The 22,643-nt window shown below is 40.0% G+C and carries 23 protein-coding genes, 2 riboswitches and 3 other annotated features; of the genes, 6 read left to right on the forward strand and 17 right to left on the reverse strand.

Annotated elements, in window-relative coordinates; translation table 11 throughout:
* Positions 1 to 14: 14 nt before the first annotated feature.
* Complete coding sequence (gene rnhC / locus Q4550_RS09395; RefSeq protein ID WP_303532099.1) at positions 15 to 965, forward strand: ribonuclease HIII; 951 nt, start codon at positions 15 to 17, stop codon at positions 963 to 965.
* A gap of 57 nt (positions 966 to 1,022) precedes the next feature.
* Here rnhC and Q4550_RS09400 read toward each other — a convergent pair whose 3' ends face one another.
* Positions 1,023 to 1,994, reverse strand: coding sequence for a nucleoside hydrolase (locus Q4550_RS09400; RefSeq protein WP_283153909.1), 972 nt, complete (start codon positions 1,992 to 1,994; stop codon positions 1,023 to 1,025).
* 97 nt (positions 1,995 to 2,091) lie between these two features.
* Positions 2,092 to 2,191: riboswitch (purine riboswitch) on the reverse strand.
* Between the two features lie 140 nt (positions 2,192 to 2,331).
* A riboswitch (purine riboswitch) is annotated at positions 2,332 to 2,434 on the forward strand.
* A 141-nt stretch (positions 2,435 to 2,575) separates the two neighbouring features.
* Here Q4550_RS09400 and Q4550_RS09405 point away from each other — a divergent pair.
* Entirely contained in the window at positions 2,576 to 3,766 is a 1,191-nt protein-coding gene (locus tag Q4550_RS09405) for a NupC/NupG family nucleoside CNT transporter (RefSeq protein ID WP_303532101.1), read from the forward strand.
* Between the two features lie 53 nt (positions 3,767 to 3,819).
* Here Q4550_RS09405 and pheT read toward each other — a convergent pair whose 3' ends face one another.
* From pheT to Q4550_RS09420, 3 genes are all read right to left on the reverse strand, one after another.
* Positions 3,820 to 6,228, reverse strand: coding sequence for a phenylalanine--tRNA ligase subunit beta (pheT, locus tag Q4550_RS09410; RefSeq protein ID WP_303532102.1), 2,409 nt, complete (start codon positions 6,226 to 6,228; stop codon positions 3,820 to 3,822).
* A 27-nt stretch (positions 6,229 to 6,255) separates the two neighbouring features.
* Positions 6,256 to 7,290 carry a phenylalanine--tRNA ligase subunit alpha gene (gene pheS, locus Q4550_RS09415; protein ID WP_194219332.1) on the reverse strand — a complete coding sequence of 345 codons (1,035 nt, stop codon included), beginning with the start codon at positions 7,288 to 7,290 and terminating at the stop codon, positions 6,256 to 6,258.
* Between the two features lie 65 nt (positions 7,291 to 7,355).
* Positions 7,356 to 7,581, reverse strand: a binding site (T-box leader).
* 54 nt (positions 7,582 to 7,635) lie between these two features.
* Positions 7,636 to 8,385, reverse strand: a complete 750-nt coding sequence (locus tag Q4550_RS09420) for a TrmH family RNA methyltransferase (RefSeq protein WP_283153905.1) — start codon at positions 8,383 to 8,385, stop codon at positions 7,636 to 7,638.
* A 141-nt stretch (positions 8,386 to 8,526) separates the two neighbouring features.
* Here Q4550_RS09420 and sspI point away from each other — a divergent pair, with 141 nt between their 5' ends.
* Positions 8,527 to 8,733: a small acid-soluble spore protein SspI gene (sspI, locus tag Q4550_RS09425; protein ID WP_194219331.1), complete on the forward strand. Its 207-nt coding sequence runs from the start codon at positions 8,527 to 8,529 to the stop codon at positions 8,731 to 8,733.
* 40 nt (positions 8,734 to 8,773) lie between these two features.
* On the opposite strand, the gene Q4550_RS09430 is transcribed toward sspI, so the two are convergent.
* Positions 8,774 to 9,859 (reverse strand): M42 family metallopeptidase, encoded by a 1,086-nt coding sequence (locus tag Q4550_RS09430; RefSeq protein WP_303532105.1) that lies wholly within the window; start codon positions 9,857 to 9,859, stop codon positions 8,774 to 8,776.
* 80 nt (positions 9,860 to 9,939) lie between these two features.
* On the reverse strand, positions 9,940 to 10,428 hold the full coding sequence (locus tag Q4550_RS09435) for a dUTP diphosphatase (protein WP_303532108.1): 489 nt from the start codon (positions 10,426 to 10,428) through the stop codon (positions 9,940 to 9,942).
* Positions 10,429 to 10,525: 97 nt separating this feature from the next.
* On the opposite strand from Q4550_RS09435, the gene Q4550_RS09440 reads away from it, so the two are divergent.
* Positions 10,526 to 10,921, forward strand: a complete 396-nt coding sequence (locus Q4550_RS09440; RefSeq protein ID WP_283153902.1) for a sigma-w pathway protein ysdB — start codon at positions 10,526 to 10,528, stop codon at positions 10,919 to 10,921.
* Between the two features lie 60 nt (positions 10,922 to 10,981).
* Here the strand turns inward: Q4550_RS09440 and Q4550_RS09445 are convergent, their stop codons facing one another.
* Positions 10,982 to 11,554, reverse strand: a complete 573-nt coding sequence (locus Q4550_RS09445; protein ID WP_194219327.1) for a TVP38/TMEM64 family protein — start codon at positions 11,552 to 11,554, stop codon at positions 10,982 to 10,984.
* A 143-nt stretch (positions 11,555 to 11,697) separates the two neighbouring features.
* On the opposite strand from Q4550_RS09445, the gene Q4550_RS09450 reads away from it, so the two are divergent.
* Both Q4550_RS09450 and Q4550_RS09455 read left to right on the forward strand, forming a co-directional pair.
* On the forward strand, positions 11,698 to 13,020 hold the full coding sequence (locus Q4550_RS09450; protein WP_283153901.1) for a cytochrome ubiquinol oxidase subunit I: 1,323 nt from the start codon (positions 11,698 to 11,700) through the stop codon (positions 13,018 to 13,020).
* A gap of 33 nt (positions 13,021 to 13,053) precedes the next feature.
* Entirely contained in the window at positions 13,054 to 14,094 is a 1,041-nt protein-coding gene (locus tag Q4550_RS09455) for a cytochrome d ubiquinol oxidase subunit II (RefSeq protein WP_371018370.1), read from the forward strand.
* Positions 14,095 to 14,167: 73 nt separating this feature from the next.
* On the opposite strand, the gene Q4550_RS09460 is transcribed toward Q4550_RS09455, so the two are convergent.
* The 10 genes from Q4550_RS09460 to Q4550_RS09505 form a co-directional block, all read right to left on the reverse strand.
* Positions 14,168 to 14,449 carry a DUF1294 domain-containing protein gene (locus Q4550_RS09460; RefSeq protein WP_283153899.1) on the reverse strand — a complete coding sequence of 94 codons (282 nt, stop codon included), beginning with the start codon at positions 14,447 to 14,449 and terminating at the stop codon, positions 14,168 to 14,170.
* 163 nt (positions 14,450 to 14,612) lie between these two features.
* The gene (gene rplT / locus Q4550_RS09465; protein ID WP_098444486.1) at positions 14,613 to 14,969 is read right to left on the reverse strand and encodes a 50S ribosomal protein L20; all 357 of its coding nucleotides are present in this window, start codon (positions 14,967 to 14,969) and stop codon (positions 14,613 to 14,615) included.
* Between the two features lie 45 nt (positions 14,970 to 15,014).
* Complete coding sequence (gene rpmI, locus Q4550_RS09470; RefSeq protein ID WP_048312400.1) at positions 15,015 to 15,215, reverse strand: 50S ribosomal protein L35; 201 nt, start codon at positions 15,213 to 15,215, stop codon at positions 15,015 to 15,017.
* Between the two features lie 22 nt (positions 15,216 to 15,237).
* Positions 15,238 to 15,741: a translation initiation factor IF-3 gene (infC, locus tag Q4550_RS09475; protein WP_283153898.1), complete on the reverse strand. Its 504-nt coding sequence runs from the start codon at positions 15,739 to 15,741 to the stop codon at positions 15,238 to 15,240.
* An 89-nt stretch (positions 15,742 to 15,830) separates the two neighbouring features.
* Positions 15,831 to 15,952: a sequence feature (ribosomal protein L20 leader region), on the reverse strand.
* A gap of 177 nt (positions 15,953 to 16,129) precedes the next feature.
* Positions 16,130 to 18,067 carry a threonine--tRNA ligase gene (gene thrS, locus Q4550_RS09480; protein ID WP_303532120.1) on the reverse strand — a complete coding sequence of 646 codons (1,938 nt, stop codon included), beginning with the start codon at positions 18,065 to 18,067 and terminating at the stop codon, positions 16,130 to 16,132.
* A gap of 42 nt (positions 18,068 to 18,109) precedes the next feature.
* Positions 18,110 to 18,325, reverse strand: a binding site (T-box leader).
* A gap of 56 nt (positions 18,326 to 18,381) precedes the next feature.
* Complete coding sequence (locus Q4550_RS09485; RefSeq protein WP_283153896.1) at positions 18,382 to 19,218, reverse strand: putative sporulation protein YtxC; 837 nt, start codon at positions 19,216 to 19,218, stop codon at positions 18,382 to 18,384.
* A 102-nt stretch (positions 19,219 to 19,320) separates the two neighbouring features.
* Positions 19,321 to 20,253, reverse strand: a complete 933-nt coding sequence (dnaI, locus tag Q4550_RS09490; RefSeq protein WP_283153895.1) for a primosomal protein DnaI — start codon at positions 20,251 to 20,253, stop codon at positions 19,321 to 19,323.
* A 15-nt stretch (positions 20,254 to 20,268) separates the two neighbouring features.
* On the reverse strand, positions 20,269 to 21,615 hold the full coding sequence (locus tag Q4550_RS09495) for a replication initiation and membrane attachment family protein (RefSeq protein ID WP_303532338.1): 1,347 nt from the start codon (positions 21,613 to 21,615) through the stop codon (positions 20,269 to 20,271).
* Positions 21,616 to 21,688: 73 nt separating this feature from the next.
* Positions 21,689 to 22,147 (reverse strand): transcriptional regulator NrdR, encoded by a 459-nt coding sequence (nrdR, locus tag Q4550_RS09500; RefSeq protein ID WP_194219319.1) that lies wholly within the window; start codon positions 22,145 to 22,147, stop codon positions 21,689 to 21,691.
* A 73-nt stretch (positions 22,148 to 22,220) separates the two neighbouring features.
* Positions 22,221 to 22,610: a cytosolic protein gene (locus Q4550_RS09505; protein ID WP_303532125.1), complete on the reverse strand. Its 390-nt coding sequence runs from the start codon at positions 22,608 to 22,610 to the stop codon at positions 22,221 to 22,223.
* Positions 22,611 to 22,643: the final 33 nt, after the last annotated feature.

Here is a 22,643-nt window from a genome sequence, read left to right on the forward strand (position 1 = left end):
AAAGGAGTTTTGTTATGTCACAGGTTGTTTTAACTGTATCACCTTCCATTATGAATGAAATTAAAAAGAAATACAACAGCCACTTAAGCGATAAACAGCCACCGGGGAGCGTTTTTGTAGCGAAAACTTCTACCTGTACTATTACAGGCTATAAATCTGGAAAAATAATGTTCCAGGGTGCAGGGGCAGAAGCAGAAGCAAGACCATGGCAATCTAGCGGAACAGCGAGTTCTAAAAAGGCAACGAATTCGAAAAAGAAAACAGTGGGCGATCATCAATACTCTCCACCTGGTAATATCTCAACTCTTTCCGCCATCGGAAGTGATGAAGTTGGGACAGGAGATTTCTTTGGTCCAATGACAGTTGTTGCTGCATATGTCGACCAGAAGCAAATTCCACTCTTAAAGGAACTCGGTGTAAGAGATTCTAAAGGAATGAAGGATCCAGAAATTATTGAAATAGCTAGAAATTTGATTAAAACCATTCCTTATAGCCTGCTTATCCTACCAAATGAAAAATACAATACTATGCAGAAAAAGGGAACGAATCAGGGGAAAATGAAGGCTCTACTACATAATCAGGCCATCCAGAATGTGATGCGCAAAGTACAGGAATATGATGCCATACTCATTGATCAATTCGCTAAACCTGAAGTTTATTTCAACTACCTAAAAGGTCAATCCACAATCGTAAAAGAAAATGTATATTTCGCAACTAAAGCTGAAGAAATACACCTTGCCGTAGCAGCAGCATCCATTATTGCAAGGTACTCTTTTGTAATGGAAATGGATCGACTTGGAAAAGAATATAATGTAAAGCTTCCTAAAGGGGCGGGACCAGCTGTAGATATAGCAGCTGCAAAGCTTATTCAAAAACATGGAGATCAGATTCTTGGGAATTTAGCTAAGATACATTTTGCTAATAGCTTAAAAGCTCAAAAAATAGCTGATCAATCACGTCGTTAAAGGAACTCTACGAAAAAAGCTGACTCGAGTGAGTCAGCTTTTTTGATGTTCATTTAATTAATAAGGGTGAGAAGCTTCTAATTGATCTTCTGCTTTCAGCATGATGGAAGTGAAATAGTTAAAGAACATGTCACGATCCACGTCATCTACTACAATTACTTCACGACCTATTTCATCAAGAACGGTTCTCCCTTGACTTACTCCATCTACTTCAACACGACATTTTACTTTTCTTGAATGGATAAAAGGTTTTGGTGTCACAGAAACTGTAGTAAGAACATCCCATAAATAGTAAGTCGAATTGGTCTCAACGTGTACAAGTGGAGGACACATGGCGTAGCATTGTCCAATAAAGTCAACACCAATTTCCTTTCGTTTAGCTGCCCACATGTTTCTTACATTATTGGTTAATGGAACTTGATTCGTGCTTTCAAGTGCGACCATTTCGATCTTAATAGAAGTTTTGAAAACAGTAGATACTGCTTCGGGGTCCCAAAAAGCATTCCATTCTGCTGTACTATCATGTTCTGGTTCTTCCACATTTCCTACTTCTAGGAAAGTGCCCCCCATCCATACTAACTTTTCAATACTCTGTTCAATATGCGGAGCTGTTTCTAACGCTCTAGCAAGATCTGTTAATGGTCCAGTAAAAAGGAGCGTCAGCGGTTCAGAGCTTTGTTCGAGAGCATCAATCAGATGCAAATGAGCAGGCAGTTCTGACATAGGTGTATTTACTTTATTTGATTCGTTTAGAATAGGTAAAGCATCGACATAAAAGGCATGCATGCGCCAGTCTTTAGGGAATGGATTAATCCCTCTTGAATTGGAGGCCGCAACATTTAATCCAGTGGCTTTTCCAAATCGATCTATTATTTTTCTGCTTGCAGAAACAGCTGGTTCTAGATAACAATCTGCAGGAATAACCGATACGCCAGCAAGCTCGATCTCTTCCATGTTTAATAATAGAAACAGTGATGCCAAATCATCAACGCCACCATCATGATTGAAATATACCTTCTTTTTTTCCATCCTATATCCCCCTGCTGGATAACTCGCATGTCGCTAACCATCGTTTCCTGAAAGTGAACCTTTTCTATTTATAGCAATGAGCTACGTTTAAGGGCTTCTCAATTTTTTATTCACTCATAGTCCTGTCATTTCAGGTAACAGGGTAGAAACGTTCAGGCCAATTCCCGACATATATGAGCTTCCATTATTCTAATCACTTTGTACTCTATCAGAGCGTGAATAAGGAAGCAATAAGCAAAAAAATGTTGTGCGTTTACATTTTTCATTCGAATATTCCAAACATTCCTACTTTATTAATAGGTCTTGCTACCTATTCTTTCTTCTGCTAGATTGATGAATACAACTTCACATTTATCTCTATATAATTTTGGAAATAGGGTCCAAAGAGTTTCTACCCGGCAACCGAGAATTGCTGGACTATAGGGAAGGTATGGCATCATCACTTAGACAAGCATATTCTGTTTTTTTGTGTGCCACTTTTCTTCCTGTAAACTCGGACTTTCTACAAAGTACGGGTTTTTTTGTATTCAACCGATTTAGATTTGTGAAGAAACCACTAGTTTTCAGGGGGAATTACCATCATGAATATTTTCACAGGACTACTCTCGATTATTGGCGTACTTGCTATCGCCTGGTTAATGAGTAACAAGAAAAAATCAGTCAAATGGAGAACGATCGGGGTTGGCGTTTTAGTTGAAGGGCTTTTTGTTTTATTTGTTCTAAAAGTAAATGCAGGAAAGGTTATGCTCGAAAAAGCTTCTGCAGCTGTACAAAACGTTATTAACTATAGTAACGAAGGTATTCAATTCGTATTTGGTGGCCTCTACGAAGAAACAGGTCTAACATTTGTATTTGCTATAAATGTTTTAGCTGTCATCATCTTCATTTCTGCTCTTGTCTCAGCACTTTATTACATGCGCATTATCCCACTTATCGTTCAAGTGATTGGCATTACGATTGGTAAGCTAATGGGAACGACGAAAGTTGAAACATTTAACGCTGTTGGAAACTCCTTTTTAGGCCTAGCCGAAGCGCCTTTACTTGTAAAACCATATTTGAAATTGCTCACCAGATCTGAGATATTTGCCATCATGGTAGGAGGTACTGCTTCTGCTAGTGGAGCCATCCTCGTCGGTTATTCACTTATGGGTATTGAACTTAAATATTTATTGATCTCTGTCTTTAGCGTTCCTTTCGTTTCACTTGTTATTGCAAAAGTGATGGAACCAGAAACTGAAGTTTCACAAACTAATGATAAAGTAAAAATGAAAAAAACGGATCACGCCAATATTTTTGAGGCAATCGCCGACGGAACAGTCAGCGGTGTGATGCTTGCGTTAAATATTGGAGGTCTTTTGATAGCATTCATCAGTATTCTAGCAGTTGTAAACGGCATGTTAGGTTTCGTTGGAACTGACCTGAGCTCAATTCTAGGGTATATCTTCTATCCATTTGCCCTATTAGTAGGTATTCCAACGGATGAAGCTTTTCGAGCAGCATCCATCATTGGTACGAAAATGTCAATTAATGAATTTGTGGCTTTCCAAAACTTAACCTCCATTCAAGCACAGCTATCTGACAAAACCGTTGCCATTCTTTCTGTCGCACTATGTAACTTTGCTAACTTCTCATCCATCGGGCAGCTTATTATTGGACTAGGGTCACTCGAGCCCACTAAACGTTCTCAAGTTTCTAAATTAGGGTTAAAGGCCATTATCGGTGGTACACTAGCGTCCTTTATTACGGCTATATTTGTAGGAATGTTTATGTAAAAAATAGTATAAATAAAAATCCTCCCTATACACGTAGGGAGGATTTTCTATAGCTATCGACGAAGGGCAGCTCCAAATTGTTCTTCTACTGCTGTAAGAACCCGGTCATGTGCCTTCTTCACTTCTTCTTCTGTTAAAGTTTGTTCTGGATTGTAATATCTAAGAGAAAAGGCTAGTGATTTTTGACCTTCATCAAGATGTTCACCCTGGTAAACATCAAATAGTTGAATGTCCACAAGCTTAGATCCACCAGCTTCTTTGATGACTTTCTTTACTTCTCCAGCTTCAAGCGACTCACTGACAACAAGAGCAACATCTCTAGTAACAGACGGGAAGCGTGGAAGCTTTTTGTATTGAAGGTGAGCAACATCTGCATTCAGTAACTTCTCTAGATTGATTTCAAAAACGTATGTTTCACTCAAATCAAGATCTTTCTCAACTTCTGGATGAAGTTGACCGATATATCCGATGAGCTCATCATCAAGATAAACCGATGCTGTACGACCTGGATGAAGCTTTGGCTCTTCTGCACGAGCGAACGAAAGACGATCCTCTAAACCAAATTCAACCGCTATTTCTTCGAGGATTCCTTTTACGACAAAGAAATCAGCGACTTTCTTTTCTTTTTGCCATAGGTGCTCTTGCCATAATCCTGACACTACGCCAGCAAGGTGTTCCTGTTCCACTGGAAGTTCATCACCTGGTAAGAACACAGAAGCCGTTTCATAGAAAGCAATATTTTCTAGCTGACGGTTGCGGTTATACTGCGCTACCTCTAGAAGATGCGGAATCAGGCTCGTTCTAAGTTCACTTCTTTCTTCACTCATTGGCATCGCAAGACGAACAGCTTCGGCTGATTCATCAGAGAAGAAAAGACGTTTAGAAGGCGACGTAAGAGAATACGTTACTGTTTGGAAAAGACCTGCGCCTTCAAGCGTACGGCGAACATGGCGACGCTTCACTTGATATTCTGACAGCTGTCCTGGTGTACTTTCTGTAACAGGCAGCGTTGCAGGAACATTATCATATCCGTAGAGACGTCCTACTTCTTCAATTAAGTCTTCAGAAATCGTTATATCCGGGCGGCGTGGCGGTACCTGAACTGTAAATGTGCCACCAAAGTTTTGATAAGAGAATTGCAGACGCTCAAAAATAGCAGCAACTTCTGTTTCAGAAATTTCTGTTCCAAGAACTTGATTAATTCGATTCACTTCAACACTAACGTCAAGAGCTTCGATGGTTCGAGCTCCCTGTTCAGCAATACCTTTTAACACTGTTCCACCGGCAATTTCTTGAATGAGCTGAGCAGCACGTTCGCTTGCACCAACAACGCGGTTTCGATCAATTCCTTTTTCAAAACGCGCACTTGAATCACTACGTAAGCCTAGATCTTTTGATGCTTTCCGAACAAGCTTGCTGTTAAAGTAAGCTGCTTCAAGCAAAATCGTTGTTGTGTCTTCTTGTACTTCAGAATCAGCGCCACCCATAACACCAGCCACGGCAACGGGTTTTGAACCATTCGTGATTACAAGATGCTCACTCGAAAGCGTGCGTTCAGCATCATCAAGAGTGACAATTTTTTCTCCTTCAGTTGCGCGACGTATCACGACTTCCTTCGACCCAAACCGATTATAATCAAAAGCATGAAGTGGCTGTCCGTATTCCAAAAGAACATAGTTCGTAATATCGACTACGTTGTTAATTGGACGAATACCAGCAGAAACGAGGCGATTTACAAGCCACTGCGGTGATGATTTGATCGTTAAGTCTTTAATAATGGAAGCTCCATAATAAGGATTATCTTCTTCATTCTCTACACGAACTGACACATACTCTTCAACGTCTTCATCCGAACGAACAAGCTCTGGAGATGGAAGTTCAATTGAGCGATTCAATACTGCCCCGACTTCATAAGCGACGCCGATCATGTTCATCGCATCAGCTCTGTTTGGAGTAAGACCTAGCTCAAGAACTTCATCATTTAGATTCAAGTATTCAAGCGCATCTTCTCCAGGTGTCACGTCTTCACTAAATACAAAGATTCCGTCTGCATACTCTTTCGATACAAGTTTACTTTCAATTCCAAGCTCCTGAAGCGAGCAGATCATACCATGAGAAGCTTCACCGCGAAGTTTTGCTTTCTTAATCTTAAAATTGCCTGGAAGTACAGCCCCAACTTTTGCTACAGCTACGTACTGGCCTTGAGCAATATTTGGTGCTCCACAAATAATTTGGACCGGCTCTTCTTCACCAACATTCACCTTACAAATATTTAACTTATCAGCATCAGGGTGTTGCTGACATTCAAGAACGTGACCAATAACCACACCGGTAATTCCTTTATTAAGCTTTTCGACTGTTTCTACCTCAATACCACCCTTAGTAATCAGGTCTGCCAGTTCATCAGCTGAGTAACTATCTAAATCTACATACTGCTGTAGCCAATTCATTGATACGAGCATGTTTTCTCCTCCTAACTTTCAATCATATTATAGTGAATTAAACTGTTTAATAAATCTGCTGTCATTCGTGTAGAAATGACGTATGTCATCAATACCATATTTCAGCATAGCGATCCGTTCTGGTCCCATACCAAAAGCAAACCCAGTGACTTTCTCAGGATCGAAGCCGGACATGCGAAGTACATTCGGATGTACCATACCTCCTCCAAGAATTTCTATCCATCCTGTTCCTTTACATACAGAGCAGCCATTCCCGCCGCAATTAAAGCAAGAAATATCCATCTCTACAGAAGGCTCAGTAAATGGGAAGAAGCTAGGGCGAAGACGGATTTCACGTTCTTCTCCAAACATTTTCTTCGCAAATGATTGGAGCACACCTTTTAGATCACTCATGCGAACATTCTCACCAACCATTAGTCCTTCAATTTGCATAAACTGATGGGAGTGTGTTGCATCATCTGTATCACGACGATAAACTTTACCGGGCACGATGATTTTAACAGGACCTTCTCCATTTAACTTCTCCATCGTTCTAGCTTGCATTGGAGAGGTATGCGTTCTTAATAGCGTTTCTTCAGTTATATAGAATGAATCCTGCATATCTCTAGCCGGATGATCCTTTGGAAGGTTTAACGCTTCGAAATTATAATAATCGGTTTCAACTTCTGGTCCTTCCGCAATCGAGAATCCCATACCAAGAAATAGGTCTTCAATTTCTTCGATTACCCTCGTAAGTGGGTGATGATTTCCTCTCTTAATTGGACGACCCGGCAGAGAAATATCGATCGTTTCTTTCTTCAATCGTTCTTCTACGGCTGCTTTTTCTAAACGAGTCACTTTCTCCTCTAATTGATCCGAAATCGCTGAGCGAATTTCATTAACGAGCTGCCCCATTTTCGGACGTTCTTCTTTCGATAATTTTCCCATACCTTTAGAAATTTCTGTAATTGGCCCTTTTTTTCCAAGGTATTTCACTTTGATATCCTGCACTTCTTTCATTGAAGAAGCTTGCTGGATTTCTGATAGTGCTTCTTCTTTTAACGTTTGTAAACGCTCTTGCATCTTTTCAACCTCCACTTCATTTTCGTGTTTGCTTCTTTTTGCAATAAAAAAATCCTCGCTCCCCAGAAAGGGGCGAAGATTTGATTTCGCGGTACCACCCTAATTCACCGATAGAGTACACCTATCAGCCTTAAGCAAAGAATAACGGCTTGTAAACCGATCCGCTTTCGAACGAACAAAGCGGCAACTCCAGAGCGAATTCGGCAGCGTCCCAATAGAAATGCTTTCAGTCTCGGCATTTCCTCCCTGCAAAGGCAGCGGCAGCTTACTACTCTCCATCATTGTTTTTAACATATATAAGTTGCTTTTAATTATAGAAAAAAATCGCTATATCCGCAAGCCTTATTATGAAGGTAACAATCCATACATCAGAATTCCTGCTGCAACGGCGACATTTAACGACTCTGCTTTACCATATATCGGAATATATACGTTCACGTCTGCTAAACATTGAAGCTCGTCTGATACACCGTTTGCTTCGTTTCCAAGAATGACAGCAAACTGAGAAGATGAATCAAGCTCGTGATATGGCGTTCCTCCACTCACTTCTGTTGCGTATATCAGCATGCCAGCTTCTTTTAATTTCTGAACTTCTTTCACCAAATCCCCTTTTATTACAGGAAGATGAAATATAGATCCCTGGGTGGATCGAAGCACCTTACTGTTATAAGCATCAACGGTTCCATGTCCAAGTAGAAGGCCGTCGTATCCAGCGCTATCTGCAGTTCGAATAATCGTTCCCAAATTACCGGGATCCTGAATGGCGTCCAGTAATAATAGTTTGCCATGACGAGGTAGTTCAGGCTCAACCATTTTACAAACAGCCATAATCCCCTGTGGTGTTTCTGTATCCGTTAGTTCTTGCATCACTTTCTCCGTAACAGTATAGACCACAGGTAGCTCTTTAAACGGATAAGCAGATAAGTCAGTGTCTTCTATCACAATCAATTCTGTGATTAAAGCCTCAGCCTTCGCAGCTTCTTCTACAATATGTGGACCTTCAATGATATAAGAAAAAGCTTTCTCTCTACCCTTTCGCGTCTGAAGTTTTTTCCAATCTTTCACTTTTTGATTTTTAGCGGATTCTATAATCATTATGCTCTCCTTCAGTTTTCAATGTTTCCATTATAAAGGGTTGAAAGGGAAGATTCCAATAAAACTCATGAAATTTCTTCAATTCGCTCATACTAATGAGGCTTGAACCAACAAGCGAATGAGAAAGGCGAGGTGGAAAGTATGGACCTTAATTTACGCAAAGCAATTCTCGCTAATATTAATGGCAACAATGAGGAGCAACTCGAAGCGACAATCCTCGACGCCATGCAAAGCGGAGAAGAGAAAATGCTCCCTGGGCTTGGTGTTCTTTTCGAAATTCTTTGGAAAGAAGCACCAGAAAATGAGCGAGAGCAAATGCTCTCTTATATGGCACAGGGTGTAAATTAACAAGCGAAATCCGGTGGCAAGAGCCACCGGATTTTGTGTTCTAGTTAAAGATAATTTCTTTCACAGTATCAGCATCAAGCTTTTTAATCACTTCAACAATCAAATTAACTGCATTCTCAAAATCATCACGATGAAGAATCGCTGCGTGAGTATGAATATAGCGTGTGGCAATTGTGATGGAAAGTGCAGGTACTCCATTTGCTGTTAAATGAATTTTACCCGAATCTGTTCCACCGCCTGCAATAGAGTCAAACTGATAAGGAATATTGTTCTCATCAGCTGTATCTGTTACAAAGTCACGAAGACCTTTGTGACCGACCATTGAAGCATCATACATAATAATTTGAGGACCTTTCCCCATTTTGGATTGAGCGTCCTTTTCACTTACTCCAGGAGTATCACCAGCGATACCAACGTCAACCGCAAAGCCTATATCAGGCTTAATCATATTTGTAGCCGTAGTCGCTCCGCGAAGACCTACTTCCTCTTGTACCGTCCCAACGCCATAGACAGTATTAGGATGCTCTTCTCCTTTTAGCTTACGAAGTACTTCGATCGCAATAGCACAGCCAATACGGTTATCCCATGCTTTCGCCATAAGCATTTTTTCGTTATTCATAACAGTAAATTCACAAACTGGAACAACAGAATCTCCCGGCTTAACGCCCCATTCCATAGCCTCTTCTCGGCTTGAAGCACCAATATCAATGAACATATCTTTCTTATCGACCGATTTCTTACGCTGTTCAGGAGGAAGAATATGTGGTGGTTTAGAACCGATGACGCCCATAATGTTACCATTACGAGTCATGACGTTAACACGCTGTGCAAGCATAACCTGCTCCCACCAGCCGCCAACTGTTTGGAAATAAAGAAAGCCTTTATCATCAATACGCGTTACCATAAAGCCAATCTCATCGAGATGACCTGCAACCATAATCTTTGGGCCTTCTGCTTTACCTTTTTTAACCGCAATTAAGCTGCCAAGATTATCATACATAATTTCATCTGAAAGAGATTCAATGTGCTTCTTCATCACTTCGCGAGGTTCACGTTCGTTACCTGGTACACCATTCGCATCAGTGAGTTCTTTCAGCATCTGCAACGTTTCGTCTAGCTTAGCCATATGTATTGCCTCCTTGATATGTATTCTCTGTTCATTATAACGGTTTCCGAAATATTTCACAATTCAGAGGACTCTTGAATCTAATATCCCTGATCCTGTCGATTATGATTCACTTTATTTTTTTTCAAATATGCTTCATTCATTTCTTCAAACCGTAGCCCGATAAGTTGTCCAAGTAAAAGATAACTTTCCATTAAATCGTTAAATGCTTCCTCATTTTTTTCACTCGCCACTTGATCAATCGCTTTGTAGACACGATGGAAAGCTTGTACTTCAGAGCCAGCGGGATCGTCTTTTGACAATGCTTCATACGTTGTAATACCCAATTCAATCCCTAATGAGAGAATAAAATGAATACCATCCACATACTCCTCTAGAATCGTTTCTTTAGGGGAAGGAGCTTTTTTACTCCAATATTTAAAACAACGTGTTTCATTCGCTAGTTCTCCAATCTCGACTTTAAGAGCAAGTAGTTTATTCTCGAATAAATCTTCATGCCTCAGATTGTGTTCCTTTACAATCCGAGTATCAAGTTGTCTTTGTAATGTAAATAATTGTTCGAATTTCAATGAACTCTTCCTTTCTTAAATCTTTTCTTTTTTTGAAACCTTTCTTTATCATATACGTATAGAGAATAGAAGCATAGTGAAAATGAGGTGCTGACTAATGATTATTATTCTTTTTCGTCTTGTCATTCTCGTAGCCATGGTGTTGATTGCTTATTCTGTCATCCGCTTTTTTATGGATCCAAAACGAAAGTTGGAAAAAGCTCACGATCATAAAGAGTACTATTTCTTCGATGACTCGTCCAATGTAAGAAAAAATTTTCTCGTCACCTACAAAGGTGCCTTATTCGAAGGTGAAAAGTATCTTGGCACTACTGAAAAATCGTTCGATATTATTACCCTTTCAGTAGGGGTGAAAAATGCATCAGAACTATATTTGCTTGAGAAAGAAGATTTCTATTTTCTTGAAAAGGAAATGGACATCCGCTATCCTAGTGCAAAAATTGAATGGAAGAGCCCAGTCAAAGAATTTTTACGCCATCGCGAAAATACTTAACAAACAACCCCCCTCCGATCTGGAGGGGGGTTGTTTGTTACGATCAAATATAAAAGTTTTTTATCTCACAGGCTGAAAGAAATCCTCCCACTTCATAATCCACTCTCTTCTTCTTAGTAAATAGAAAAGGATGACAAGTCCACACAACATGAGTACGATGACGACCGGATCGAACCTACTAATCGCCGTACCAAAGAAAGAATACAACAAAGCGAGAGGTACATTTGAAATGAGGGATGACCGCAAATAATCTCTAAAGTCTTTAGATACCTCAATTAAACAAAGGGAAATGAAATGAAAATGAACGAAAGGTACTAATCGAAGGATGGCGATTTGCCCAACTGACATTGGCATATGTTTACGTGTCCATCGTTCTTTCATTCGAATAATTTTCTTAAACAAACCCGGCGTCCGCTTAACAACTAAATAAAAAACCGTACTTACAACAGTAATTCCAATCAATGAGTAAATCGTGCCATATATTGCGCCAAACATCACTCCACCAGCAACACAAACAACACTAACTGGAACAAATACAAACTGACGAATAAAATGAAAAATAATGAAATAGAATGGGGCGTAAATTCCGCTATTTGATACAACCTCCACAAGCGGTAGGACGAGCTCATTCATGATGTTCCCCCCTTCCTTTAACCTTTATGACAAGAGACGAGCTGTTATGTCAAAAAGCGAAGGTTCTCGATTAGAATATTATTTGGAAATACGTGGACAATAAGGAGGGATTTAATCAGTTCGGTAATTGGAGGGGATAAATTATGGATGAACTCGTTATTGCTCGTTCATTATTTGGAATGACAATGGGCGTACATATTATTTATGCAACACTCGGTGTAGGCTTACCTTTAATGGTTCTTGTAGCTGAGCTTATGTATCAAAAAACAAAAGATAGAGATTATGCGATAATGGCCAATCGATGGACGAAAGGGTTCGCTGTTTTACTAGGGGTGGCGATTCCTACAGGAACCATTGCAGGTGTACAGCTTTCTCTCTTATGGCCAGGATTTATGGAAGTCGTTGGACGAGTGATTGCATTGCCCTTTCAAATTGAAATTTATGCTTTCTTCCTAGAAGCTCTCTTTATGTCAATCTATGTTTATGCTGCAGATCGCCTTTCTCCAATCATGCGAATTGTGAGCGTAACGCTTGTTGCATTCGGTGCGAGCGCATCAGCTATCTTAATTACAAATGTCCACGCTTTTGAAGGTACACCAGCTGGATTTGAGATAGTAGACGGAAAATTCGTTAACGTTGATCCATGGGAGGCGTTCTTCAATCCTTCCTTTCTAGTTACAGCTGGACACGTAACTGTTTCCGCTTTAATGACAGGAGCATTTGTTATCGCATCCATTGCGGCATATAAAATGATTCGTCAACGAGGTAATACGAGAGAATATAAATTTCATCATAAAGCTTTAATGATGGGGCTCGTTATAGGTGGGGTTTTTTCAATTTTAACTGCCTTAAATGGACATGAATCTGCTCAACAACTGTATCAATATCAACCTGAGAAACTCGCGGCGGCGGAAGGTTTGTTTGAAACACAAACTTATGCACCACTTGCCATTGGCGGCTATACCGATAAAGAAGAACGTGAGGTAAAGTGGGCAATTGAAGTTCCGTGGGCACTCAGTTTTCTATCCGATGACTCATTTGATACGGAAGTACTCGGTCTTGAAGAATGGCCTGAAGAAGAGTGGCCACCACTATTTGTTCATACCTTGTTCAATTCAATGGTCGGGATTGGTTCCCTACTCATGCTATTGTCTATTGTTGGATTTACTTGGTACAAAATCCTTAAACGAAAAGAATTTCCACGCTGGCTTATGTGGGCATTTATTGCTGCAGGTCCGCTCGCCATTACAGCAATTGAATTCGGATGGATATTCGCCTGTACCGGCAGACAGCCCTGGATTATCTATCACGTTATGAAAACGGAAGAAGCAGTCACGACTTCAGGAAATATCGGCCTGCTCTTTGTTCTCTTTCTCATTGTGTATATCATTTTAATGATCTCAACAGTCCTCGTCCTTCGCTACTATTTCAATCGTAACCCGATTAGCGAGGAACTCGATCAGTAGGCACCTGCCTATACCGTTCAAAAAGAATAAGAGGTGAACCACATGTCAGAAGCATTTTACGCTATCACATTAATATGGGGTCTTGTTTTTATTTATGCGGTTATGGCCACAATCGATTTCGGTGCTGGTTTTTGGTCCATGATCTATTTAAATAAAAACAACACGAAAGCGACAAATATTGCAAATCGTTATTTATCTCCATCTTGGGAAGTAACAAATGTATTTATCGTTGCCATCGTCGTAGCTCTTTTCAGCTTTTTCCCTGGAGCAACATTTACCCTCGGTACTGTCCTTCTCATTCCAGGGAGTTTGATTATACTATTACTTGCCCTTAGGAGTGCGTTTCTTGTATTTTCTCATTCTGCTTCTTCAAATTACAAACGCCTCTTAACCTTGATATCAGGAATAACTGGTTTTCTTATTCCAGCTCTTTTGATTTGCGTGTTACCTATTACGCATGGCGGATTTATCCAAACATCAAACGGGATAGAACGTCTTTTATTGGTTGAATTATTTACAAGTCCAAGTGTTTATGCTTTCATGGCCTTCGCCATCTCAAGCACGCTCTTTCTATCTTCTCTGCTGCTTTCTGATTACTCTAACGTATCAGGAGATGAAGAAGCTTATCAAACTTACAGAAGGGATGCTATTCTTGTCGGTCCAATCTCACTAGCGATGGCGGGTTTACTCGTTCTCACTATTCGAACGGAAGCTCCATGGCTTTATGACAATTTAATGGACTACGTACCGTGGTTAATTGGTTCTATCACAACCTTTGCAATCGGATATCTCGCTCTCTTTATTCCTAGAAAAACAGGTGTCGGTATTCCGAGGCTTGCGATGGTAAGTATCGTTACACAATATTTACTTGCTAGTTATGCTTATGGTTCAGCTCATTTACCTTATATCGTATACCCAAATGTAACGATTGAAACTGGATTCACAGACCCCGCTACATTTAGAGCATTAATCGTCACCTACATTGTAGCCTTCTTTATTTTAACCCCAGGATTCATCTACTTCTGGCGCCTATTTTTGAAAGACAAAAGGTACCTTAAGCAAAATGAATCCTAATTGAAAACAAGTTCGTCTTATGAATAAAAAGAACAATACTCTAAATAAAAAAAACGCCCATTCGGCGTTTTTTCTACATATAGATGTATGCATAGATAACAAGGAGCACGAGATGAAGAGCTAATAGAGCGGGGATGCCATACACAAATTGCTTGTGTTTGGTTTTATGCCTAAAATTCTTCATTCCAGTTAAACCTCCGAAGCTTCCTCCAAAGAAAAATAAAAACCATAGCGTCTTTTCGGGAATTCTTCGCTTTCGATTTTGCGCTCTACGCTTATCGACCCCCATAGCTATGAAACTCCAACTATTGATGATCGCCAAATATATTCCTAATACAATTAAACCATCCAACACTTACTCTCTCCTCTATTAAAACCTTTTTCAAAAAGGCTATGTTAATGAGCGCTGTTGATTTTGACTCAATTACGCTTTGTGAGACAAAATTGAGAAACAATGATATAAGTAACATAGCTTACAAAAAAACCATCCTCAACATGTGAGGATGGTTTTAAAGAACTTATTTCAAGTTTTCTTTTGCTTTTGAAGCTAGTTCAGCAAATGCTTTTTCGTCATTTACCGCTAGTTCTGCAAGCATTTTACGGTTGATGTCGATACCAGCTGTTTTAAGACCAAACATCAAACGGCTGTAAGAAAGACCGTTCAAACGAGCTGCCGCGTTGATACGAGTGATCCAAAGCTTACGGAAGTCGCGTTTTTTCTGACGACGGTCACGGTAAGCGTACATGTTTGATTTCATAACTTGCTGATTAGCAACTTTGAAAAGCAAAGACTTAGATCCGTAATATCCTTTTGCGAGTTTTAACGTTCTTTTACGTCTACGACGTGTTACGTAGCCACCTTTTACTCTTGGCATACTAAACCCCTCCTAATTTCTGTGTCTAAATAATATAATAACCGATTACTTCTTATTGTAGATTAAAGTCTTAATGCGCTTGAAGTCACCTGCGGAAACAAGAGAAGCTTTACGAAGCTTACGCTTCTGCTTTTGAGACTTGTTACCGAACATATGGCTAGTGTAAGCACGGCTGCGCTTAAGTTTACCTGATCCAGTTTTCTTAAACCGTTTTGAAGCTCCACGGTGAGATTTCATTTTTGGCATGAGTGAGTTCCTCCTTCAAGAATTACTTTTCTGCGATAGGTGCCAAGATTAGGAACATGCTGCGTCCTTCCATTTTTGGTTTGGACTCAACAGTTGCAATATCTTTGCAATCTTCTGCTAGGTGCTCAAGCACCTTTTTACCGATATCAGAGTGTGTAATCATACGTCCGCGGAAACGGATCGATGCTTTCACTTTGTCGCCTTTTTCAAGAAACTTACGTGCATTACGAAGCTTCGTATTGAAGTCGTGTTCTTCAATGTTCGGGCTCAAGCGAACTTCTTTAACGGTAATGATCTTTTGTTTCTTACGCGCTTCTTTCTCTTTCTTCTGCTGCTCATAGCGGAACTTTCCGTAGTCCATAATGCGACAAACAGGAGGTTTCGCGTTTGGAGCAACCATTACAAGATCAAGATTTGCATTACGAGCCATATCTAATGCCTCAGATTTGGATTTCACACCAATTTGGTTTCCGTCTGCACCAACTAGACGTACTTCCCGAGCACGAATGCCCTCATTGACGTTCATATCTCTACTAATAATCAGCCACCTCCATGGTTATTGTTCGATGATGATCATCTAACATGATGTCATTAAATGGTTTATATCCGGTTCAAAGCATAAAAAAAGCGTCGGCGCATACGGCACCCACACATTACACAATTATAAGAACAGTGTACCTGCAAACTACCAGTTACGGCGTCAATCAGGTGAGAAGCGGGCGCTTCTGCTTGCTTTGTTTCCGATATTTAATTACCTAAGACAGTATACCATGCTGACCAAATGTATGTCAAGGTGATAAGATTCGTTCGAAGTGCACTTGATTATCATAACGAATCTTTCCCTTTGTGACAAGTGTTTTTTGTAAATTTCTTTTCTATATTAATAAAAGACCGGCAATTATGCCGGTCTTACATTACTTCTTCAGTTTAATTTCTTCTTCGATTCTAGCTGTGAAATCATTCAATGAAACAGTCTCAGAATCCTGCTGGCTGTAGCGGCGTACGTTAACCGCTTCACCTTCCACCTCTTTATCACCTACTACGAGCATGTAAGGAATTTTCTGCATTTGAGCTTCCCGGATTTTGTAACCAATCTTTTCATTGCGTTCGTCAACCTCGACACGAATTCCTGCACGCTGAAGTTTTTTCTGAACGCTCTTCGCATATTCTAAGTGAACTTCTGATACCGGAATAATCTCCGCCTGGATAGGTGAAAGCCAAGTTGGAAATGCTCCTTTGTATTCTTCAATTAAGAATGCTACGAAGCGTTCCATTGTAGAAACAACGCCGCGATGAATAACAACTGGACGATGGTGGTTGCCATCTTCACCAATATAAGATAGATCAAATCGCTCTGGAAGTAGGAAGTCAAGTTGAACAGTCGAAAGAGTCTCCTCTTTACCTAGAGCTGTTTTCACCTGAACATCCAATTTCGGACCATAAAATGCCGCTTCGCCTTCAGCTTCCACATATTCGACGTTTAGGTCATCCATTGCTTCTTTAAGCATTCTTTGTGCTTTTTCCCACATTTCATCATTGTCGATATACTTTTTCTTATCTGCTGGGTCGCGATAAGAAAGACGGAATGAGTAGTCACTGATGTTAAAGTCTTTATAAACTTCCTGGATAAGCTCGACAACTTCGATAAATTCTTGCTTGATTTGATCAGGACGACAGAAGATGTGAGCGTCGTTTAACGTCATCGAACGTACGCGCTGAAGACCTGCTAGCGCACCAGACATTTCATATCGATGCATTGTTCCAAGCTCTGCAACGCGGTATGGAAGACTACGATAGCTTTTTAGATCGTTTTTATAAATCATCATATGATGCGGACAATTCATTGGACGAAGAACCAGTTCTTCTGTTTCATCCATTTTCATCGGAGGGTACATATCATCCTGATAGTGATCCCAGTGACCACTCGTTTTATATAGATCAACATTTGCAAGATGAGGTGTATATACATGGTTATAACCAAGACGTTCCTCAAGGTCTACAATATATCGTTCAATCGTCCGACGAATAGTCGCCCCTCTTGGCAACCAAATCGGAAGTCCCTGTCCAACTTCTTGGGAAATAGTAAATAGTTTAAGTTCTTTACCGAGTTTGCGGTGATCACGTTCTTTGGCTTCTTCTAAAAGATGAAGGTATTCTTCAACTTGAGATTGCTTTGGAAAAGCAGTTCCATAAATGCGTTGAAGCATCTGGTTTTCGCTATCTCCACGCCAATAAGCGCCTGCAATCGAAAGTAATTTAAAGGCTTTAATCTTACTAGTAGAAGGAACGTGTGGTCCACGGCAAAGGTCAAAGAATTCACCCTGTTCATAAATTGTCACTTGTTCGTCAGCTGGAATAGCTTCTAATAGCTCTAATTTGAGCTCATCGCCAATCTCTTTAAACATTTTCTCTGCTTCACTGCGGCTTACAACGATGTGCTTCACTTCAAGATTTTCATTAATGATTTTCTTCATTTCTTTCTCAATCTTAGGCAGGTCCTCAGGCGTAATGGATACAGGGCAGTCAATATCATAGTAAAAACCACTATCAATAACCGGGCCTACTCCTAGTTTCACATCACTATAAAGGCGCTTAATTGCCTGTGCCATCAGGTGCGCTGTACTATGACGAAGCACTTCAAGACCGTCTTCACTTTCAGGGGTTACAATTTCAATAGAAGCATCCTCTTCAATTTCGCGTCTCAAATCAAAAAGAACACCATTCACTTTTCCTGCAAGAGCCTTTTTCTTTAGGCCCGGGCTGATTGAGCTTGCAATCTCTTCCGTTGTTGTCCCTTTATTAAATTCCTTTACAGAACCGTCAGGAAACGTTATTTTTACCATTTCAGCCATGCTTCTTCACTCCTTTTTTTGCATATAAAAAACACCCATCCCAAAAGGGACGAGTGTTGATCTCGTGGTTCCACCCTGCTTCCCGCATAAGATAATAACCTATACGGCTCAGACTGCTGTAACGTAGCAGAAACGCCACCCCATTTCCAGGGCAGAGTTCAAAGGTGGTAAGTATGCTCGTCTCGCTAGGAAGTTCGCACCAATCCTTCCCTCTCTGAAAGCTAACAACACATCTCATGTCCTTATCGTAACAATTACGTATATGCGTGTATGTAGGTATTATAAGTAGTGTACATATGAAAATCAAGCCTATTTTAAGGATTGCCTGAAAAAAATAGTTTAGACATACGATACGGAAAAAAACTTAACCTTTCTTCAAAAACATTTCGGATTGTTTGAACGAGCCCCTCATCGGAATCATCCGTGTAAATACAAACTTCTTCTGGAGCAAGCAGCAGAAGGGGAAATAGAATTTCAGAATCTATCTCATCTATGGTTAGCCCAACAGGAAGATCTTCCAACTTCCCTTCTATACCAGTTAATAGTGACCCATTCATATCAAACAATTGATACGTTTTATCATAAACAAGAACTACTTTTTTCTGAAGAGATTGCCTGGATCGCAAAAGAATTCTTAAACCTTCAACGAAGTTTTGATATTCTTGTTCAAGTTTATATTCGTCAATCGCCTCTCCAATCAATTCATTTAGCAAAGCACGATAAGGACCCGTTCGAAACCTTAAAAAAGAATCAAACAAAATGGTTCCACCCTGTTCAATACACGATAATGTTGACTGAAGGAGTACGTCCCTTCGATTAGCATAGCGATGAGCACCTGGATAGTCTTCTTTATCCCCATCTCCAATACTTCGAGCAATGGATGTAATTTCACCAATTTCATCTTTATCTTGATAATAATACGTTGAAGTTAATAGCTGTTCCATCCAACGCTTCTCATAAAAGGTACTCACACAGTTAGCAATGCATTGAGAAATCTGATAACACAGTTTTGTATCATATGGGCCTATCGCAACAGAAAGACTTAACTCTTCTTCATTTACAATGACTGAGTCACCGATTTTAATGAACTTGTTCAATTGATCGAATACAAATAGGAAGTCATCTATATCAGTAAATGTTATCGTAACCAACGCATTCCCTCCTGTCCACTACCTTCTCATTAGAATCTATATGGCAGAGTATGCGAAATGATGTATAGAACCACAAAAAAAAGCCTTCCGTAATGGAAGACTTTAAACTCGTCTATTTTTACCCTCTAAAAATACAGGCGTGGTAAAGTGCTTAATTCGCTCCATAATCCGCTTAGCTTTTGTTTCTTCAATTCCACTTTTATGGGAATAAGCTAGATGATCTTCAAGCAAAGCATAGTCCAGGTTAGATGAATACAGAGTTGGTAAGCCCTCAGTCATACGATATTGTAATAAAGCTCCAAGAATGTCATCTCGTACCCAACTTGAGATATTTTCCGCTCCAATATCATCAAGTATCAAGAGCGGTGTTTCTTTTAAATAATCAAGCTTTTCATCAATAGATTGATCTTGAATGGCGCTTTTCATTTGACGGAAGAAATCCGGAGTATAAATAAACTGAGAACGAACCCCTTTTTCTTTCGCCAGCTGGTTTGCAATAGCCCCGAGAATAAACGTTTTCCCTACCCCAAAACCTCCATGAATATAAAGCCCTTTAGTGGTTTCACCAGGAACGAAATCTTCTACATATTGAATCGCTGTCCCAATCGCTTCAATTCTAACAGGATCTTCATCATCCAAATCCGCGAAGGTAGCCTGAAGAATTTCTTTCGGAATATAGTAGCTTTGAATCATCTGATTACGCTTTTTATTCTTATCATCTTCAATTCTTGTTGGACAACGATTGTAGCGAATATCAATCACCGAACGATTAATAAATAGCTCAGGCTCGTACCCCTCCATCATATTAATGCAGTTCGAGAGACCAGGGCATCCTTCACATCGCTTTGCTTGTGTTGTATATTCATATAGTCTTGCAAGACTTCTATCAATTATTTTGTCATCGACCTCGTCATGCTCTTCAATAAATGCACGAATATCTTCATCGGCCATAATAGCCTTCTTCATCTCTTGGTACTGTTGCTGGAATTTCTTATTGCCTGGCATCTTGTTAAATGATTCCTGGATTGATTCCATTCTTGTTCACCCCGCTTATTTCTTATATTTACTTAGCATCTTTTTAAGCTGATCCTGTTTCTCAGATCGCTCCTCATGAGACATATCCGGTTCTTTTTGATCTGAAATCCATTCCGGGACTTTGTCCTTTCTAGCGGCAGGTTTCCCACGATTGGAAGAGCCTGTCTTTTTCTTGGCCGGTTGTTGAAGCTCTTTAATGGCAAGGTTCATCGCTTCTCTTACTGTCTTTACCCTCGCCCTTGCCCAGTGACTCGCAAACTTTTCTACATAATTCTTCGATAGCTTCTTATCCTGAGTTTCTAGAATGAAATCAAGTAAAACATTCATAACACCAGGAGTCAGCTTTTGTTCATCCATTATTCGCTCCACAAGCTTCATATCTGCTTCAGAAGGTTTTCCCCCTTCAGCTGCCCGCTGAAGAATATCATATGGCGTCATCTGTTCATATCTCTGCGCCGCTTTCTCTTCTTCTGTCTCGGGTTCTTTCTTATGAAACTCTTGTAAAGAAACAGGCTGACTTCTATATTGGAGAGCAGGCACTTTGCCACGATTTTCAAGCGCGAACCAACTGCTTACTTCCTTTCGCAATAGATCATCAGAAAGTTCGTCATGGTGAATTGCGGCTTGTTCTACAATCCGGCCCATTTCATATGGTTCAATTTTATACACAAAAGCAAGTCGCTCAATCGTTTTCTTAACAGACTCTGTAAACATTTTCTCAGTGACAATCATATCAGAAATGTGCTGCTTCATCATATCGAAGTCGAATTGTGAAGAAGTAAAAACAAGGCCTTTATTTTCATCACGTTTCTCTATCGTTACTTCCTCTTCTACTTCGCTCATACCAGTCATTTCAGACGGGTGAAGAGAATCGTATACTTCATTAAATGATGCAGTCACGTCACTATACTCAGCTAGATCTGCCTTTTCCACTGTGAAATGCTTTTTTAGATCATTGTATCGATTACGTCCTAATCGATTGAATAAATAAATATTCAGTACGCCATCATTGAAGAAGCGTTCCGGTGTGAGAGGAGCTTGCAATTCATAAGTAAAATGTCTAGGATCTCCACTGTCTTTTACATATGTTTTCAACAGGCCAATTCCTTCTAATTTACGTCTCTCTTCAAGTACTCTCTTCAAATCCCATCTCATCATAAGTAGCAAATTATGATGAGTCATTGTTGTAACAAAATGATTCTGCTGCTCATGAGCACTCCAGAGAGTCATATAAAGACTGTAGGCCGGAGCCCCGATTAAAGGTTGATATAACAATGTTAGTACTCTTCGATCATACTCGTGCAAAATTCCGGATGCTTCAATCTGAAGCGTATCAACAGGAAGAAGTTCTTTCCAATGCATATGCTTCACCTTTGTATTCCTCATAATTTTTGAAACCGTACAAAAAAAGAGCTTACGCGAAGCTCCCCCTTTGTTATTCTGCTCTGTTAATTAATTCTTTTAATTCGCGGATAAAGACATTAATATCTTTAAACTGACGATAGACAGAAGCAAATCGAACATAAGCAACTTCATCAACTTTTGCCAGCTGATCCATAACAAGCTCTCCCACAGCATCACTACTGATCTCGGAAGCTCCCTGATTACGAAGATCACGTTCGATTTCATTAACAATTGTTTCTAGAGTTTCAAGTGGAACAGGCCTTTTTTCACAGGCTTTAATTAAACCTCTAAGAATTTTATCCCTGCTAAACTCTTCCCTAGTTCCTTCTTTTTTCACTACTATAAGCGGTATTTCTTCAACTGTTTCAAATGTCGTAAATCGATACGTACACGATTCACACTCACGGCGCCTACGAATCGAACGGCCCTCGTGAACCGGCCGAGAATCAAGCACCCTTGTACCATTGTGATTGCAGTTGGGACAACGCATAAGATCATCTCCACTAAACGAACAAGATTTCTACTACTATTTTAGCATAAAATGTGTCAAGACACACCTACCCTTAAAACTGTTCAGAAATCCCTGTTCCGATTAACGTAAGTTTCTTTCTCAAATCATTATAAATGGTTTCAATCACTTTCTTACTGTAACCAAAATCAACCGGAAGAGGCGTCTCTGTTGAAACAGAGAAATCGACTGCAGTTCTATAAGCACGAACCGTGACAACTGTTACAACAATAAGAGCCTTTTTAGGACCTTTCACTTGAAAAACAAATTCTCCACGCTCCGGAGAATTCGTAACGATTTCACCTTTATAGTGCTGTTGAAGGACGGCTTTTGCTTCTGTAAAAGCCTGTTCCTTTGTCGCTTTAAAATAATGGGTTTTAAGTGCATCATTCGGATGTCTCTCCCCAGTTTCAGAACGGTTGCTAAAAAATTCTTTTATTCCCACCCCAGGTCCTCCTCTATTTTTTTTAAGAATAGC

Origin of the sequence: Anaerobacillus sp. 1_MG-2023 (assembly GCF_030547345.1) — a bacterium.
GTDB lineage: Bacteria > Bacillota > Bacilli > Bacillales > Guptibacillaceae > Guptibacillus > Guptibacillus hwajinpoensis_B.

Excerpts from the sequence above, each read along its gene's own strand:
- pheT (WP_303532102.1), bottom strand. The coding sequence starts at position 6,228 with ATGCTCGTATCAATGAATTGGCTACAGCAGTATGTAGATTTAGATAGT.
- Q4550_RS09440 (WP_283153902.1), top strand. The coding sequence starts at position 10,526 with ATGATTATTATTCTTTTTCGTCTTGTCATTCTCGTAGCCATGGTGTTG.
- dnaI (WP_283153895.1), bottom strand. The coding sequence starts at position 20,253 with ATGGAATCAATCCAGGAATCATTTAACAAGATGCCAGGCAATAAGAAA.
- rpmI (WP_048312400.1), bottom strand. The coding sequence starts at position 15,215 with ATGCCAAAAATGAAATCTCACCGTGGAGCTTCAAAACGGTTTAAGAAA.
- Q4550_RS09430 (WP_303532105.1), bottom strand. The coding sequence starts at position 9,859 with ATGGCTAAGCTAGACGAAACGTTGCAGATGCTGAAAGAACTCACTGAT.
- pheS (WP_194219332.1), bottom strand. The coding sequence starts at position 7,290 with ATGCAAGAGCGTTTACAAACGTTAAAAGAAGAAGCACTATCAGAAATC.
- Q4550_RS09495 (WP_303532338.1), bottom strand. The coding sequence starts at position 21,615 with ATGCATTGGAAAGAACTTCTTCCTGTTGATACGCTTCAGATTGAAGCA.
- Q4550_RS09405 (WP_303532101.1), top strand. The coding sequence starts at position 2,576 with ATGAATATTTTCACAGGACTACTCTCGATTATTGGCGTACTTGCTATC.
- Q4550_RS09420 (WP_283153905.1), bottom strand. The coding sequence starts at position 8,385 with ATGATTATAGAATCCGCTAAAAATCAAAAAGTGAAAGATTGGAAAAAA.
- thrS (WP_303532120.1), bottom strand. The coding sequence starts at position 18,067 with ATGGCTGAAATGGTAAAAATAACGTTTCCTGACGGTTCTGTAAAGGAA.
- Q4550_RS09400 (WP_283153909.1), bottom strand. The coding sequence starts at position 1,994 with ATGGAAAAAAAGAAGGTATATTTCAATCATGATGGTGGCGTTGATGAT.
- infC (WP_283153898.1), bottom strand. The coding sequence starts at position 15,741 with ATGAACGTCAATGAGGGCATTCGTGCTCGGGAAGTACGTCTAGTTGGT.
- rplT (WP_098444486.1), bottom strand. The coding sequence starts at position 14,969 with ATGCCAAGAGTAAAAGGTGGCTACGTAACACGTCGTAGACGTAAAAGA.
- nrdR (WP_194219319.1), bottom strand. The coding sequence starts at position 22,147 with ATGCGTTGTCCCAACTGCAATCACAATGGTACAAGGGTGCTTGATTCT.
- rnhC (WP_303532099.1), top strand. The coding sequence starts at position 15 with ATGTCACAGGTTGTTTTAACTGTATCACCTTCCATTATGAATGAAATT.
- Q4550_RS09450 (WP_283153901.1), top strand. The coding sequence starts at position 11,698 with ATGGATGAACTCGTTATTGCTCGTTCATTATTTGGAATGACAATGGGC.
- Q4550_RS09445 (WP_194219327.1), bottom strand. The coding sequence starts at position 11,554 with ATGAATGAGCTCGTCCTACCGCTTGTGGAGGTTGTATCAAATAGCGGA.
- sspI (WP_194219331.1), top strand. The coding sequence starts at position 8,527 with ATGGACCTTAATTTACGCAAAGCAATTCTCGCTAATATTAATGGCAAC.